Below are 14,439 nucleotides of genomic sequence, written 5' to 3'. Positions count from 1 at the left end.
TTTCTATTCTTTTATACCCATACGGCTAAAAAATTGTGTTCGGTATCCCAAACCAATAGGAAGTACTTCTTTTGTATTTTTCAAAATTACTTTAATCGCGTCAACACTTTCAATATGCTCTACATTAACGATATAAGACCGTTGGATTCTGATGAAAGATTTCCAAGGTAACATCTTTTCCATATCTTTCATCGTATAAGAGGGCGTTTTAACGCCTATAATAGTAAAAATCTGCACATAATCTCCCCAAGCTTTCACATATAAAATGTCAGACGGTTTGAAGAATTCAGTTTTGTTCCTATCTTTAATCTTAATGGATTGATCATGTCCGGCGCTGTTTGCACTATAGGAAAGAGCCTTTTGTACCTTTTCGATACTTTTTAATAATCGTTCCTCAGTTAGTAACGGTTTCATGATATAATCCAATACGTCTAGATCAAATCCCTCCGTGGCATATTCGGGGTGCGCAGTGATAAAAACAATGAAAGGGGGATGCGCTAAAGATTTTAAGAATGAAATTCCATCCATTTCGGGCATCTGTATGTCAGAAAAAACAAGATCAACCTGACCAGTTCTCATCGTCTCCATTGCTTCACCTGGATTTTCGAAAGACCCCAAGAGCTCCAAAACACCGATCTTTTTGATCAACTTCTCTAAACGTCCTTTGGCCAAAGGCTCATCCTCGATCAAGATTGTCCTAATTCTGTTCATATAACACGTTATTTTTTACAGCGACTAATTTACTGAAAATCGTTTATCTAAACTTAACAAACTGCTCGATAATCAGGTATCATTTCCCTACTCCTGTACGGATAAGTTTAACACGAGATCGACTGTATAGCTATCTTCTTCTTCGCATACGTTTAATGTATAAGAATTACCGTAGTTAAGTTCCAATCTTTTTCGTACGTTTCCTATTCCAATCCCCCCGATATAACCCACTGGCTTGGCAACATATCGTACGCCGTTAGAAACGTGCATGGTAAGCTTGCTTTCCTTTGCTTCAATATCCACATTTACCCAGGCATTTTTGTTACTTGCCTTAGGCCCATGTTTGAAGGCATTTTCGATAAAGGGGAATATAATGAGCGGAACGACCGTGTAGCTATCATCATCACATTCCATATGCACATCGATCTTAACCTTTTCACTGAATCGAAGCTTTTCCAATTCAATATAATTTTTTAGAAATGTCAGTTCTACGTCTACCGATACGACGGAGCGATTACTTTCATGGAGAAGATAGTTCATAATGCCACTTAACTGCGTTATACTTTCCGCTCCTTTCGGGTTTTCCTCGGTCACCAAGATATAAATATTGTTGAGCGTATTGAAAAGAAAATGCGGATTGATCTGTGACTTGAGAAATGCTAATTCAAGTTCCAGATTGTTTAGGGCTAGTTCCGCATTGTTGAGCGCTAATTCCGTATTTTTCAGCTCCAATGCTGTTTTCTCATTCCGAATGCTAACAAAGGCCTGTACTATTTTCATACTTATTGGAAGAGAAACTAAATAAATAAAATCTAAAAGATAAAATGGCAGGAATGCAGGTTTAAAAAGTCCCGATAGTCCATTTTCCAATGCCATGCGCACATATAACCCCAGCCGTTCATTAGGCAGCAGGAACTCGTGGATAAAGCCTGCAGCCAAATAGGAAAGTATTCCCCACCACGTATAAATGACAATTACCCATACTAGACACAATAGATACTTCCCTTCCACCAACCACCTGGGGATGATGAAATAAGCCGTAGAATAAAATATGGTAGTTACCGCAAATAAATCCTTGACGAGCAAAACCCAAGAGTTGTTTCGATCAAGCCTATTATAAGCGATTGCATACATTGCTCCCATACAGAACCAGAACAACAAATGAAAAAACAGACGCCTTGTAGGAGCATAATTATTAAACAACTTTGCAGTAGATCGCATATAGATTTTGATCGATTGTGCTTTAAAGATAATTTAAACAATTGATTTTCTTGCAAAAACATGATACAAACACAATATTTTTTGTCTCCGGTTCTGCTTTCCAAATTAAGAATGCACTGGGGTTAACGACATGATCCAAATTTTAACTGGTTAAATCCCTATTCTGTCGATTTTTTTCTGTTATAAAAATTAAAACACTAAAATTTGTATTTAGCCTATTCTAAGAAGCCAATATTATTTTAACTATCTAGAGTTAAAGAAATGAAAAAAGCGACAGGTACAATAATCAATGTGTTAACACTAACAGTCATCCTATTAAATATCGGGTTAGTCATTGGCTACGATACCAATTTTCCGTCGTTAATAGAATTGTGCTTTTGGGTATCTACTTTTCTTTCGCTATTTCTAACCCCAATTTTAATATATGAGTTAAAAAGAGGAAAATAAATCACGCTTATTTCCTCTCCGATTTCATTTTTTTAAATTCCCTTGTAGCTTTCTGAATGTCTCTTTCGTTTCTGATTATAGAAGTAAAACAAAATTGACAACAAAATGAAACTACTAAATTTTAAAATCTTTTTTACAATTGTACTCGGTACAATACTCATGAGTAGCTGTCTAAAAGACAAAGATTATGAACCGGTACCGCACGCTGTATTGACCATGGTAAACGGATATACAGAAGAAACGGGCTTAGCTTATTTTGCAGATAACAACCGCATTCCAATACCATCTGGTTTTTTGCCATACAAAGGATTGGAAAGGTATAGAAATTTGTTCGTGGGTAATCGGCGCATCCGTATTGTAGATAAAACGCAAAAGGCGATTATTGACACAAATTACACCTTTAAAGACAGTACTTCCTACACCTCTTTTGTGTTTGGAAATGCCGAAGCAACCAAACACATCATTACAAAAGATCAGTCGGTTGATGATTTGGGAAACAATGCAGCAGTGCGTTTTTTACATCTTTCAAATATCACGGATGAAGTATCTGTATATATCGGATCCGATAGCGAACCGATTTTTACGGATCGAGTGACCGAAAGCGCAACATCACCGGAGGAAAATCACTTATTTATCGCTAAAACAACTGGTAAACAAAACATTGTTGTAAAAAATACAGCTGGGACAACCATAATTGAGCGAGAGTATGATTTCAAACCTGGTCGGTATGTATCCATTACCTTGATAGGTGAACGGGACAATACCGAAACTCCATTATATCTTGCCATTGCGGAACAATATTAAACCTCTGTTTTCAGTACGGGAAATATAACAGTGCTGCAATCATTGACGAAAAGATTGGAATACGCAATAAAAACGTATCTAAGCCTTATAGAATAACTATAAGGCTTTTGATTTTCTTACCTATCTAATGTCTAACATCTATACGCTAATATCCAAAAATTACGTACTTTCGTAACTTAAATTTAACAATAAGTGAATGGAGCTAACTAAACTTGAAATCAAGGGATTTAAAAGCTTTGGTGATAAGATCACGATAAATTTTAATGAAGGTGTAACGGCAATTGTAGGACCGAACGGATGTGGCAAATCAAACGTGGTAGATGCAATACGTTGGGTACTGGGTGAGCAAAGCACCAAAATGCTGCGTTCAGAGAAAATGGAGAACATCATTTTTAACGGAACTAAAAATCGTAAACCGGCTAACCTTGCCGAAGTATCGCTTACATTCAATAACAACAAAAACATTCTTCCTACAGAATTTACAACGGTAACCATTACTCGAAAACTCTACCGTAATGGAGATAGTGAATACCGTCTCAATGATGTAAAGTGTCGTTTAAAGGACATCACCGATTTATTTTTAGATACCGGTATTGGTGCAGATACCTATTCGATCATTGAATTGAAGATGATTGACGAGATCATTGCCAATAAAGACAACTCTCGGCGTAATCTTTTTGAAGAAGCTTCAGGTATTTCTAAATACAAAGTACGTAAAAAACAGACATTAAACAAGTTAAAAGACACAGAAGCTGATTTATCACGTGTAGATGACTTGCTGTATGAAATAACAAAAAACCTCAAATCACTGGAGAACCAAGCAAAAAAGGCCGATAAATATTTTAAGTTAAAAGACGAATATAAAGAAGCCAGCATCGGACTTGCCTACTACCGTTTGGATAGTTTTAGTTCTGATCTACAATCCCTATCTGAAAAAGAAAAAAACCTTCAACAGTCACTTCAGGATACGTTGGAGAAAATAGATACGAAAGAGAATACGCTAAGAAAAGATAGGGAAGATATTCTTGCAAAAGAGAAAGCCTTGTCTGCTCAACAAAAAGCGACGAACGAATACACCAACAAAATCCGTTCATATGAATCGGAAAAGAAGGTTAAAAACGAGCGACTACACCATCTGCAGGAAAAAGATGCACGTATCAGCACAGATCTTAATCTCGACAAACAACAATTAAGTCATGTGGAATATACTTTAAAAAGACTGCACGAAGAGCTTTATGAAGAACAGGCTAAATTGGATGTCTTTCAAGGCGATATCACTAAAAACAAAACAGAGGTCGAAGAATTAAGAGGGCAGCAACATTCTTCAAAAACGCAACTCGACAAATTTGTTCAGGATAATTTAGAAATCCAAAATAGGATTTATAGCTTGGAAAAAGATATTGCCGTTTTAAATATTCAAAAAGAAGCCTTAGAGCAAGAGTCTTTACGCAATATCACCGATACCTCTTCCAAAGAAGCTGAATTAAATCAGTTTAATCAAGCTGTTGAGGAGCTTCAGATAAAAGTGGAGGTACAACAAGAACAATTTGAAGCCGTAGTACAAGCTGAAAATGAGTTAAACCTTAAAATCCAACAGGCGGAACATCAGCTCGACCTTGCGAAATTAGAACTAAATAAAGAATCACGCCTAGTCGATGCAAAACAAAATGAGTACAATCTCACCAAGTCACTAGTAGACAATTTAGAAGGTTTTCCGGAATCCATTAAATTTTTACGCAAGAATGCCGGTTGGCATAAGCCTTATCCGTTATTTTCAGATATTCTATTCTGTAAAGAGGAATACCGTGTTGCCATTGAAAATTACCTGGAATCGGTGATGAATCATTATGTGGTCGACACCCAGACGGATGCTATACAAGCGATTAATTTATTAAGTGATTCTTCACGTGGAAGAGCTAATTTCTTCGTGTTGGAATCTGTGCTGTCCGATCAGGAAATCCAGCCTATTCTTTATCAAGAAAATCTTATCCCTGCCATGCAGGTCATCAAAGTGGATGAAAAATACAAATCACTTTGCTTGGCTTTGCTCAAAAATGTCTATTTACTAGAATCCGATGCGGCTACATCTATCGAATTCGAATTACCGGACAGTAATGTTATTATTTTACACCACGAAGGCAAGTTCAGTAAGAACAAATTAGGGATCAGTGGTGGTTCCGTCGGTTTATTCGAAGGTAAACGTATTGGTAGGGCTAAAAACCTAGAAAATCTAGCCAAGGAAATCAAAACCTTAAATTTACGCATCGCAGAGCTTCAAAAAATTGAAACAGAACAAACTGAACTATTGGCTTCATGGCGTTTGGAATCTCAAAAAGATCTCATCGATGAATTGCGGTTGCAATTAAATAGGCTGCAAAACGAGTGGACATCGGTAAAAACAAAACAAGAACAATACCAAGCCTTTATTTCCAATAGCCAGACTCGCAAACAGGATATCGAACATAAGACGCGGGCTATAGTAGAGGAACTTGCAAAATCAGAACCAGAACTAAAAACGCTACAAGCGGAAAGTGATGAAGGACGTAAGAAATTAAATGATCTACAAGCTACTTTCCATGAACTGAACGAATTGCTCACTGAGAAATCCAATATATACAATCAAGAAAATATACGTCTGCATCAACAGCAAAATAAAGTTTCAGGTATCCAAAAAGATCTAGAATACCGGGAAAGTCAACAAGAAGCACTGGAAACACGGGTGGCCAAAAACACTACAGAACTCGAGCAGGTGAAAATCGGGATGCAGGATGCATTGAAATTTACGGATACCAATGACGATGATCTTCGGGATTTATATGAGCAGAAAGAACTACTGGAAAAGGCACTCCATGAAATGGAAGAAGAGTTCTACTCTTCGCGTAAAGTGATTAATGATTTGGAGGAAGAAGTCGCCCAACTCCGTAAATCCAAAGATCAATACGACCTTTTGATAACAGAATTTAAAGACAAAAAAACTAATTTACAAATTGATCTCAATTCTTTAAAAGAGCGATTATCCGTAGAATTCAGTATTGACATCAAAACCCTTATGGAAGGAGAAATGCCAGAGATCGTTGCTTCGCAGGAAGAATTAACTGACGCATGTTCCCGTTTGAAAAAACAGCTTAATGAGTATGGTTCTATTAATCCAATGGCGAAGGAAGCTTATGATGAAATAACCGAGCGCTATAATTTTATTAATAAGGAGAAAAATGATCTTTTGGAAGCTAAGTCGACACTGATGGCCACCATACAGGAAATAGACGGCAATGCTAACGATAAGTTTATGCATGCATTTACAGCAGTTCGCGAAAACTTTATTCATGTATTCCGTTCCTTATTTAACGAAGAGGACAGTTGTGATTTAATTTTAAGCGACCCCAAAAATCCCCTGGAATCAGACATCGATATTATCGCCCGGCCAAAGGGAAAGCGTCCATTATCTATCAACCAGTTGTCAGGTGGTGAAAAGACACTTACTTCCACAGCCCTGTTGTTTTCGCTTTACTTATTGAAGCCCGCACCATTCTGTATATTTGATGAAGTAGACGCACCTTTAGACGACACCAATATTGACAAATTCAACAATATCATTCGTGAATTTGCCAATCAATCCCAATTTATCGTCGTATCGCACAATAAACGCACGATAGCTAGTACAGATATCATCTATGGCGTAACAATGGTAGAGCAAGGTATTTCCAGGGTAGTGCCTGTGGATCTACGCGATGTGGCTTAATACAACAACATAATAGGCTGCACGAGTGTGTGTAGCCTATTGTGTTTTACAAAAGACCTTCATCCCGAAAACTATAATACCCACTGTCCGTAAAGATAACGTGATCGTTTACCCGGATATCCATAATTTTGGATGCATCATTAATTTTTGTCGTGAGTTGTTTATCCGCTTGGCTCGGGGATAATGTTCCCGAAGGATGATTATGTATGAGAATAATAGAATGTGCTTTGTATTGTAGTGCATATCGTAAGACTATCCGTACGTCAACTGGTGTAAAATCATTTCCTCCCCGACCAATCAGTTGTCTTTCCAACACCTTACAGGCTGTATTGAGGTACAGTACCCAAAATTCTTCATGAGGCAGATCCTGCATTTGATATTTGAAATAATCATACACCCGCTTACTACTATTTAATGTAGGCTTCTCCTCTTGCGCCTCTTCCCTTCTCCTCCTACCTAACTCTAAGGCGGCAACAATGGAAATGGCTTTTGCCTCGCCAATCCCTTTATAATGGCAAAAATCGGCGACCTCCATATGCGAAAGATGATTGAGATTATTTTTAGAGTCGTTAAGAATACGTCTGCAAAGCTCGACAGCGGTTTCTTGTCGGGAGCCCGATCCAATAAGAATGGCTAAGAGTTCAGCATTAGTCAATGCCCTCCTTCCTTGTTCTATTAACTTTTCACGTGGACGATCCGATTGATCCCACTCCCGGATAACAAGTTTGTTCATAAAATACAGTTTAAAATTAAACAACTGGTTTCCTTAAATTTAGGAATATAATCTGGGATTAACAAACTTTAATAGGTAAAGAACGCACATCAAATCCTTATTTTTAAAGGAAAAGCTTATCTTTGTAAATTAAATCAAAAATTTATTTAGAAATGAGTAAAGCAATTATCAAGACCGAAAAAGGCGATATGACTGTGCAATTTTACACAGAAGACGCTCCAAATACAGTAGCAAACTTTATAAAATTAGCTAAATCAGGTTATTATGATGGTTTGACTTTTCACCGTGTCATTCCTGATTTCGTTATCCAAGGTGGCTGTCCGAATTCTCGTGAAGGTGCTGCCGGCATGCCTGGTACAGGTGGCCCTGGCTACAAAATCGACTGTGAATTGACCGGAGAAAATCAATACCATGATAGAGGAGTATTATCGATGGCGCATGCTGGTCGCAATACAGGTGGTTCTCAATTTTTTGTATGCCATAGCCGTAATAATACTGCTCATTTAGACAGAAACCACACCTGCTTTGGGAAAGTTATCGAAAATGTAAATGTAGTAGACGATATCCGTCAAGGTGATCGTATTTTGTCCATTGAAGTGATTGAAGACTAATCAATAAGACCTTCATGATTTACCTTAACACCAACAGCCATAAAGGTTGTTGATTGCCATTGGGAACAAACACTTTCAGAAAAAAACTATGAATTTAAGAGCATTAGTATCCGTAACAGGAAAACCAGGTTTATATAAATTAATGGGCCAAAATAAAGGGGGCTTTATCTTAGAATCTCTCGATAAAGCTAAAATCAAATCTGTTGTGAACTTGAACACAACAAAGATGGCTACATTAGAAGATATCACAATCTATGGAGAGGAAGAGGAAATCCGTCTTTTAGATGTGTTTGAAAAAATAAAAGCAAATGACGGGAACACCCCTGATGCGAAAGCTGATGGTAATGCTTTGCGTGAGTTTTTCCGTGAAGTTGCGCCCGGCCATGATGAATCAAGAGTATATTCTTCAGATATCAAAAAAATCATCAATTGGTACAATATCATTAAAGAGTTTCCATTATTTGAAGAAGAAGCACCTGCACCTTTACAATAAATTTGATGCAGTACGAAATAAATAAGGGTTTAGACGATGTCTAAATCCTTATTTATTTCATGTTAATTTATAAATTCATTCTTAAATACCGGAGGAGTCCAACTTGATTTCTTCTTACTAAAATCTTGCTTAATTTCCTCTTCTTTGGAATACGAGAACATCCACTCATAGATTTTTTCTTGATGAAATAACCGTTCTACGCTCCCATGTGTCCCACCGGGGATAATAGTTAAGGTCGCATCAGATTTTTGATCCACTTTCTTTATCGCATTATAGATTTTCTTAGATTCAGAAGCAGGCACCGCACGGTCAGCACTTCCATGCTGAATCCATAAAGGCACTCGCGTTAAGTTTTCAGCATAACTCAACGTACCTCCGCCACATATCGCGACCGCAGCGGCAATGCGATCCGGATATTTACCAGCAACATCCATTGTCCCATATCCGCCCATACTCATGCCACATACATATACACGGGATGGATCTGCATTATATTTTTCCAACACGTAATCAATTATTTCTATCACACGATCAGGATCCCATCCCCTATTGGTTTGCGGAGCCACTATGATTCCCGGAATTTCTTTCCCCTTATCCAACGCATACAGCACCCCATATCGTTTCACCCTATTCAGGTCTGTTCCCGACAAACTTCGCCCGTGTAGAAACACTAAAATAGGTTGCTTATAACCGTTTTCTTGATAATCTTCTGGTAGTCGCAACCAAAAATTATAGGCAGTACCCTTTGTAATAGCTTGCAATTGCGCATTTGCTTTAACAAAGCAGACAACCAACAACAAGAACATGAATTGGAATTTTATCATATTAAAAACGAAAATAGGAAATTTTTGGAAACAATTTATGAATGTTATGGATGATTTTATTTAAGTTAGTATATGAACCCAACTATTAAAATAGAATATTGTCCCAAATGTGGGTGGATGCTCAGAGCTTCTTATATGGCACAAGAGCTTTTATCCACGTTTACGGACGACGTATACGGAATACTGCTAATCCCAAGTGAAGTAAGCGGTAGATATCAGATTTCAATTGATGATACCCTAGTTTTTGATCGTAAAAGGGAAGGTCGATTTCCGGAAATAAAGGAGTTAAAACAATTGGTGAGAGACAAAGTAAACCCACAGAAAGATTTAGGACATTCCGATAAGAAAGACTAAATAAATTTTGTATTTTTCCTCTATAAATAAGCAAATTTATCTAAGTTTAACTTTCCAAAGTTCTATCGAACAATAAGCATGAAAATATTACACACAGCAGATTGGCATTTAGGAAAACGTTTAGATTTTTTTTTACGTATTGAAGAACAAAAAGATGTTATCCAGGAAATTTGTGAGATAGCTGACGCCGAAGATGTGGATATGGTTATTGTTGCAGGAGATTTATTTGATGCCTTCAACCCTCCCGTAGAAGCCATGGAATTGCTATATCTGTCTTTAAAAAGGCTGACCAATAATGGCAAACGTCCTGTAATTGCGATAGCCGGCAACCATGATTCGCCCGATCGGATTGATTCACCAGATCCATTGGCTAGAGCTTGTGGCATTATTTTCATCGGCTACCCGAATGCCGTAGTCAAACCTTTTCAACTGGAAACCGGCTTCGAGATTACCAAATCGGATTCCGGATTTATAGAGATAAAACTACCTCACCTATCCTATCCTATTCGTATTCTTAGCACAGCTTATGCCAATGAATTACGTCTTAAGCAGTATTTAGGATTAGGCGACAAGGCCGAAGACCTGAATGAGTTATTGCGCAAAAGTTGGAAAAAACTAGCCGATGAATATTGTGATTCCTCCGGAGTCAATATACTGACGGCACATTTATATATGTTGAAACGTGGGGGAGAAATCTTAGAAGAACCTGAAGGTGAAAAACCAATAAAAATAGGAAATGCAGATATCGTATATTCCGATCAGATACCGCACCAAGTGCAATATACCGCACTAGGTCATTTACACCGTCATCAGAATATTGGTGGTCATCCTGCTCCTGTCGTGTACTCCAGTTCACCGTTAGCCTATTCGTTCTCTGAGGCTGGGCAGGAAAAGAAAGTAGTTATCGTACATATCGAACCAGCTATAGCGGCAGCCCGGTATGAAACCAAATCATTGACGAAAGGCCGAAAGTTGCACCGAAAACGGTTTGAGCGCGTGGACGAGGCAGTAGAATGGCTGCATGCCAATCCCTGTACTTTGATTGAATTGACCTTAGTAAGTGACACCTTTATCTCTTCCGCGGATCTCAAGCGAATTCATGAATCCCACGATGGTATTATTCATATTATTCCTGTCGTCAAACAACAAGAGCTAACTATCAATCAAAAGATACCAGTCAATCTGGAACAGGATATGGACGACCTGTTTAAAGATTATTTTAAAAGTAAGTATGGACAGGATCCAAATACAGAAATCCTGGACTTATTTAAAGAGGTTGTGACGAATACGAAAGAAATAGAAGAATAACTATGTTACCATTATACTTAAGCATCGAAGGGTTATATTCCTATCAGCAAAAACAGGAGATTGATTTCACGCGGCTTACGGAGGCCGGGCTATTTGGTATTTTTGGCGCTGTCGGCTCTGGAAAATCTTCTATTTTAGAGGCGATCAGCTTTGCGTTGTATGGCGATACCGAACGGTTAAATAAAGCCGACAAAAGAGCGTACAACATGCTCAATCTAAAGTCTAACGGAACTACGATTGTTTTTGATTTCATCAATTTTGAACAGCGAAAATTTCGCTTTGTGGCGCAGTGGAAACGTAGAAAACGCTTTGAAGATATTACGGCGATCGAAAGAATTGCTTACGAATGGAAAGAAAACCAATGGATTCCGATGGAATCTGCAGACGGTACTTTGGTGACTAACCTATCCTATCCCAACTTCCGACGGACGATCATCATTCCACAGGGAAAGTTTAAAGAATTTTTAGAACTAGGCGGAAAAGATCGCTCAGAGATGATGAAGGAAATCTTCTATCTCAATAAATATGACCTCGGCCCGAAGGTTTCCTTTCTTCAAGCAGAAAACAATAAAAAATTGGAAAACCTGCGTGGTGCATTAACAGGTTTTGAGGATGTGACTGCAGAAGTAATTGAATCTAAAAAAATAACATTAAACGATGCTAAGTCTTCCCTTCTCAACGTAAAGAAAGAACACAAATCCATTGAAGAACGGTACCAAAAGTTGGTTGATATCCAGCAGGACAAAAAAGATCTGGCGAATAAGGAATTGGAGCTGACAGCGCTTGAACAACAATCGGATTCGATCAGAAAAATGGAAGAAGAAGTTTCGCAATTCGAGAAAACCGTTTCGAATTTCAAGGAAGCCTTAAACCACCTACATCAACTAACAACAGGAAAAGAAACGTTAGTCATCAAAATACAAAACCTCAAAGAACAAAAACTCAGCTTACAACAACAATTAACAGCTGACGAGGAAAAATTTGCTCATCTATTGCCCGATTTTAATCAAATTAACGTCTTCAAAAAACAGATTGAAGATTACAAACTCTTAATTACAAATACAGAATTAGAGCAAAAAAAGGTAGAGGTACAAAGTAGATTAGACAAGGGACAGCCTATCGTAAAAAAAACAAAGGAGCAAGAAGCGCTATTAATTAATAACCTTGAAGAGGAAGAGAACAAGCTAGAAATACTAAAAAACAGGAGAATGAATACCAGTGAACTTCTAGCCATTGAGAATTGGTACCAAGCTAAAGATACTCTTGAAAAATTAAAAAAAGAGCTACAGGGAAAGTTTGAACTGAATCAGTCTCAGATTTATGAACTGGAAAATCAATTTATAGACGCCAAATTAGACGTTGTTCATTGGGAACAGCAACTCTATTCAAATATTCAACGGTGTCAGCAAAAACTATCCGAACTGGCGAAAGAAGAATCTGATTGGCGGTTAAAACAGGAACTTAGCCAATATGTTCAGAATCTGCACGACGGCGAAAATTGCCCTTTGTGTGGGTCACTCGAGCATCCCGCGCCCATGCATGCAGAAGACGTAACAGAGCACTTAAATCAGGTGTTAAGCTTGAAAGCAGATCTCCAATTAGATGAAACGTCAAATAATAAAAAACTCCAGCAGTTTACAAAAACCGCAACCTTGCTTTCTGACAAAATAAAACTACGCGACGAACTCAAAAATGAATTAACAATCCAGGCAAACAAATTAGCATCTCATGTCGATGAATTCAAATGGAAAGACTTTGATAGCGCCGACAGAAGTACATTTAATACCGAAAAGAAAACACTTCAAGGACTGGAAAACGATATCAAACAAAAAGAAATACACGTAAAAAACCTTCGTGATGAAATCCTATCAACACACGAAAAGGTATTGAAATATGAGAAATCCTTAACCGAACTCAGCAATGACATTAAGATTCTCGAATCCAATATCCAACAAAACACAAGTCAGTTGCGTGTTTTAAATGCATATGAACTTCTATCCGTTCCAGCAGAACAATTTCCAGCTATTGCTACCGAAATTGAGCAGAAGATCCTCTACACTGAGGAAGAGTATCAATTGCTCAATAAATCGATAAATGAGCTGAACAGTAAACTTGCTTCCATATCGGGTCAATATGGCGAAAGTTATGAGCAATATACGCTTGTGAATACCCAACTCGGCGAAATACAATCGAAAATAAATTTGCTATTGACTTCATTTGGTTATAATGACATAACAGAAGTTCAATTCGTTATCAACAAAAATCTGCCCGTCGATCAATATAGGATGAAAATCCAAAACCATTATATTCAGATCTCTGCATTGCGGAACCGGATTACAGAACTGAAGAATATAACCGATAATGGGGGGTTTACAGATCAATTGTTTGAAGAGACAGAAACCTTATATCGATTAAAGAAAGAAGAATTAGAACTTCAACTTACCCTAACAGGAGCCTTGGAAAAAGAATTTCAGCATCTGCTAGAAGAATTCGAAAAGAAAACAAAACTGCTTACGGAATTCGAAAAAGTCAATGTGCGGAAAGAAAATCTAGAAACGTTATCCAGGATGTTTAAAGGAAATGGTTTTGTAAACTACGTATCCAGCATCCATTTAGAACGGCTGTGCGAAATAGCCAATCAACGTTTTCACCGGCTTACAAAAAACCAACTGAGCCTAAGTATTAACGACAGCAACGAGTTTGAAGTCATCGATTTTCTGAACAACGGTTACCGACGATCGGTTAAGACACTCTCCGGCGGACAGGGATTCCAGGCTTCATTATGTCTGGCACTGGCTTTAGCGGAGAACATTCAGTCCATGAACAAAGCAGATAAAAACTTTTTCTTTATTGACGAAGGTTTCGGAACACAGGACAATGAAAGCATCAACACTGTATTCGACACACTGCAATACCTACACCAAGAAAATCGTGTCGTAGGTATCATATCACATGTCGAAGAACTGAAAGAACGGATGCCTAGATCTATTACAGTCCTAAAAGACATCGAAAAAGGAAGCTTGGTGTCCACTTCTTATTCCTAGAATGGAATAGGTCTTAAAAAATTCATGGTTACGTATAACTTGCCCGAAGTAAGATACACACAACCATGAATTACAAAAGATTGCTAAACCGTCATTCCTCCGGCTCGCGATGACGTGGACAATCGCCCTTAACCCCAAGAACCTAACTTC

At 37.9% G+C, this 14,439-nt stretch carries 11 protein-coding genes; 7 read left to right on the top strand and 4 right to left on the bottom strand.

The window, feature by feature from the left end; all coding sequences use genetic code 11:
- Positions 1-3: 3 nt before the first annotated feature.
- Positions 4-711 carry a LytR/AlgR family response regulator transcription factor gene (locus FAZ15_RS00650; protein ID WP_136899131.1) on the bottom strand — a complete coding sequence of 236 codons (708 nt, stop codon included), beginning with the start codon at positions 709-711 and terminating at the stop codon, positions 4-6.
- Positions 712-798: 87 nt separating this feature from the next.
- On the bottom strand, positions 799-1,854 hold the full coding sequence (locus FAZ15_RS00645) for a sensor histidine kinase (RefSeq protein WP_162304837.1): 1,056 nt from the start codon (positions 1,852-1,854) through the stop codon (positions 799-801).
- Between the two features lie 630 nt (positions 1,855-2,484).
- Here FAZ15_RS00645 and FAZ15_RS00640 point away from each other — a divergent pair.
- On the top strand, positions 2,485-3,183 hold the full coding sequence (locus tag FAZ15_RS00640; RefSeq protein ID WP_136899127.1) for a DUF4397 domain-containing protein: 699 nt from the start codon (positions 2,485-2,487) through the stop codon (positions 3,181-3,183).
- Between the two features lie 196 nt (positions 3,184-3,379).
- A complete protein-coding gene (gene smc, locus FAZ15_RS00635) occupies positions 3,380-6,922 on the top strand; it encodes a chromosome segregation protein SMC (RefSeq protein ID WP_136899125.1) in 3,543 nt (1,180 codons plus the stop codon).
- 46 nt (positions 6,923-6,968) lie between these two features.
- On the opposite strand, the gene radC is transcribed toward smc, so the two are convergent.
- Entirely contained in the window at positions 6,969-7,655 is a 687-nt protein-coding gene (radC, locus tag FAZ15_RS00630) for a RadC family protein (RefSeq protein WP_136899123.1), read from the bottom strand.
- A 152-nt stretch (positions 7,656-7,807) separates the two neighbouring features.
- On the opposite strand from radC, the gene FAZ15_RS00625 reads away from it, so the two are divergent.
- Both FAZ15_RS00625 and FAZ15_RS00620 read left to right on the top strand, forming a co-directional pair.
- Positions 7,808-8,266 (top strand): peptidylprolyl isomerase, encoded by a 459-nt coding sequence (locus FAZ15_RS00625; RefSeq protein ID WP_136899121.1) that lies wholly within the window; start codon positions 7,808-7,810, stop codon positions 8,264-8,266.
- Positions 8,267-8,354: 88 nt separating this feature from the next.
- Entirely contained in the window at positions 8,355-8,759 is a 405-nt protein-coding gene (locus tag FAZ15_RS00620) for a DUF5606 family protein (RefSeq protein ID WP_136899119.1), read from the top strand.
- A 62-nt stretch (positions 8,760-8,821) separates the two neighbouring features.
- On the opposite strand, the gene FAZ15_RS00615 is transcribed toward FAZ15_RS00620, so the two are convergent.
- Complete coding sequence (locus tag FAZ15_RS00615) at positions 8,822-9,583, bottom strand: carboxylesterase family protein (RefSeq protein ID WP_136899117.1); 762 nt, start codon at positions 9,581-9,583, stop codon at positions 8,822-8,824.
- 72 nt (positions 9,584-9,655) lie between these two features.
- Here FAZ15_RS00615 and FAZ15_RS00610 point away from each other — a divergent pair, with 72 nt between their 5' ends.
- The 3 genes from FAZ15_RS00610 to FAZ15_RS00600 all read left to right on the top strand — a co-directional run bounded on the left by FAZ15_RS00610 (position 9,656) and on the right by FAZ15_RS00600 (position 14,289).
- Entirely contained in the window at positions 9,656-9,937 is a 282-nt protein-coding gene (locus FAZ15_RS00610) for a SelT/SelW/SelH family protein (protein WP_136899115.1), read from the top strand.
- 78 nt (positions 9,938-10,015) lie between these two features.
- Complete coding sequence (locus tag FAZ15_RS00605; RefSeq protein ID WP_136899113.1) at positions 10,016-11,245, top strand: metallophosphoesterase family protein; 1,230 nt, start codon at positions 10,016-10,018, stop codon at positions 11,243-11,245.
- 2 nt (positions 11,246-11,247) lie between these two features.
- Entirely contained in the window at positions 11,248-14,289 is a 3,042-nt protein-coding gene (locus FAZ15_RS00600; protein WP_136899111.1) for an SbcC/MukB-like Walker B domain-containing protein, read from the top strand.
- The last annotated feature ends 150 nt before the right edge of the window (positions 14,290-14,439 follow it).

This window comes from Sphingobacterium olei (assembly GCF_005048855.1).
In the GTDB taxonomy this organism is placed as follows: Bacteria; Bacteroidota; Bacteroidia; order Sphingobacteriales; family Sphingobacteriaceae; genus Sphingobacterium; species Sphingobacterium olei.
The sequence above is the reverse complement of the archived record's forward strand: the minus strand, read 5'-3'. Positions and strand labels throughout refer to the sequence as shown.

Bases quoted from the DNA above. Each gene is read 5' to 3' on its own strand.
- FAZ15_RS00650 (WP_136899131.1), bottom strand. From the start codon at position 711: ATGAACAGAATTAGGACAATCTTGATCGAGGATGAGCCTTTGGCCAAA.
- FAZ15_RS00645 (WP_162304837.1), bottom strand. From the start codon at position 1,854: ATGGGAGCAATGTATGCAATCGCTTATAATAGGCTTGATCGAAACAAC.
- FAZ15_RS00640 (WP_136899127.1), top strand. From the start codon at position 2,485: ATGAAACTACTAAATTTTAAAATCTTTTTTACAATTGTACTCGGTACA.
- smc (WP_136899125.1), top strand. From the start codon at position 3,380: ATGGAGCTAACTAAACTTGAAATCAAGGGATTTAAAAGCTTTGGTGAT.
- radC (WP_136899123.1), bottom strand. From the start codon at position 7,655: ATGAACAAACTTGTTATCCGGGAGTGGGATCAATCGGATCGTCCACGT.
- FAZ15_RS00625 (WP_136899121.1), top strand. From the start codon at position 7,808: ATGAGTAAAGCAATTATCAAGACCGAAAAAGGCGATATGACTGTGCAA.
- FAZ15_RS00620 (WP_136899119.1), top strand. From the start codon at position 8,355: ATGAATTTAAGAGCATTAGTATCCGTAACAGGAAAACCAGGTTTATAT.
- FAZ15_RS00615 (WP_136899117.1), bottom strand. From the start codon at position 9,583: ATGATAAAATTCCAATTCATGTTCTTGTTGTTGGTTGTCTGCTTTGTT.
- FAZ15_RS00610 (WP_136899115.1), top strand. From the start codon at position 9,656: ATGAACCCAACTATTAAAATAGAATATTGTCCCAAATGTGGGTGGATG.
- FAZ15_RS00605 (WP_136899113.1), top strand. From the start codon at position 10,016: ATGAAAATATTACACACAGCAGATTGGCATTTAGGAAAACGTTTAGAT.
- FAZ15_RS00600 (WP_136899111.1), top strand. From the start codon at position 11,248: ATGTTACCATTATACTTAAGCATCGAAGGGTTATATTCCTATCAGCAA.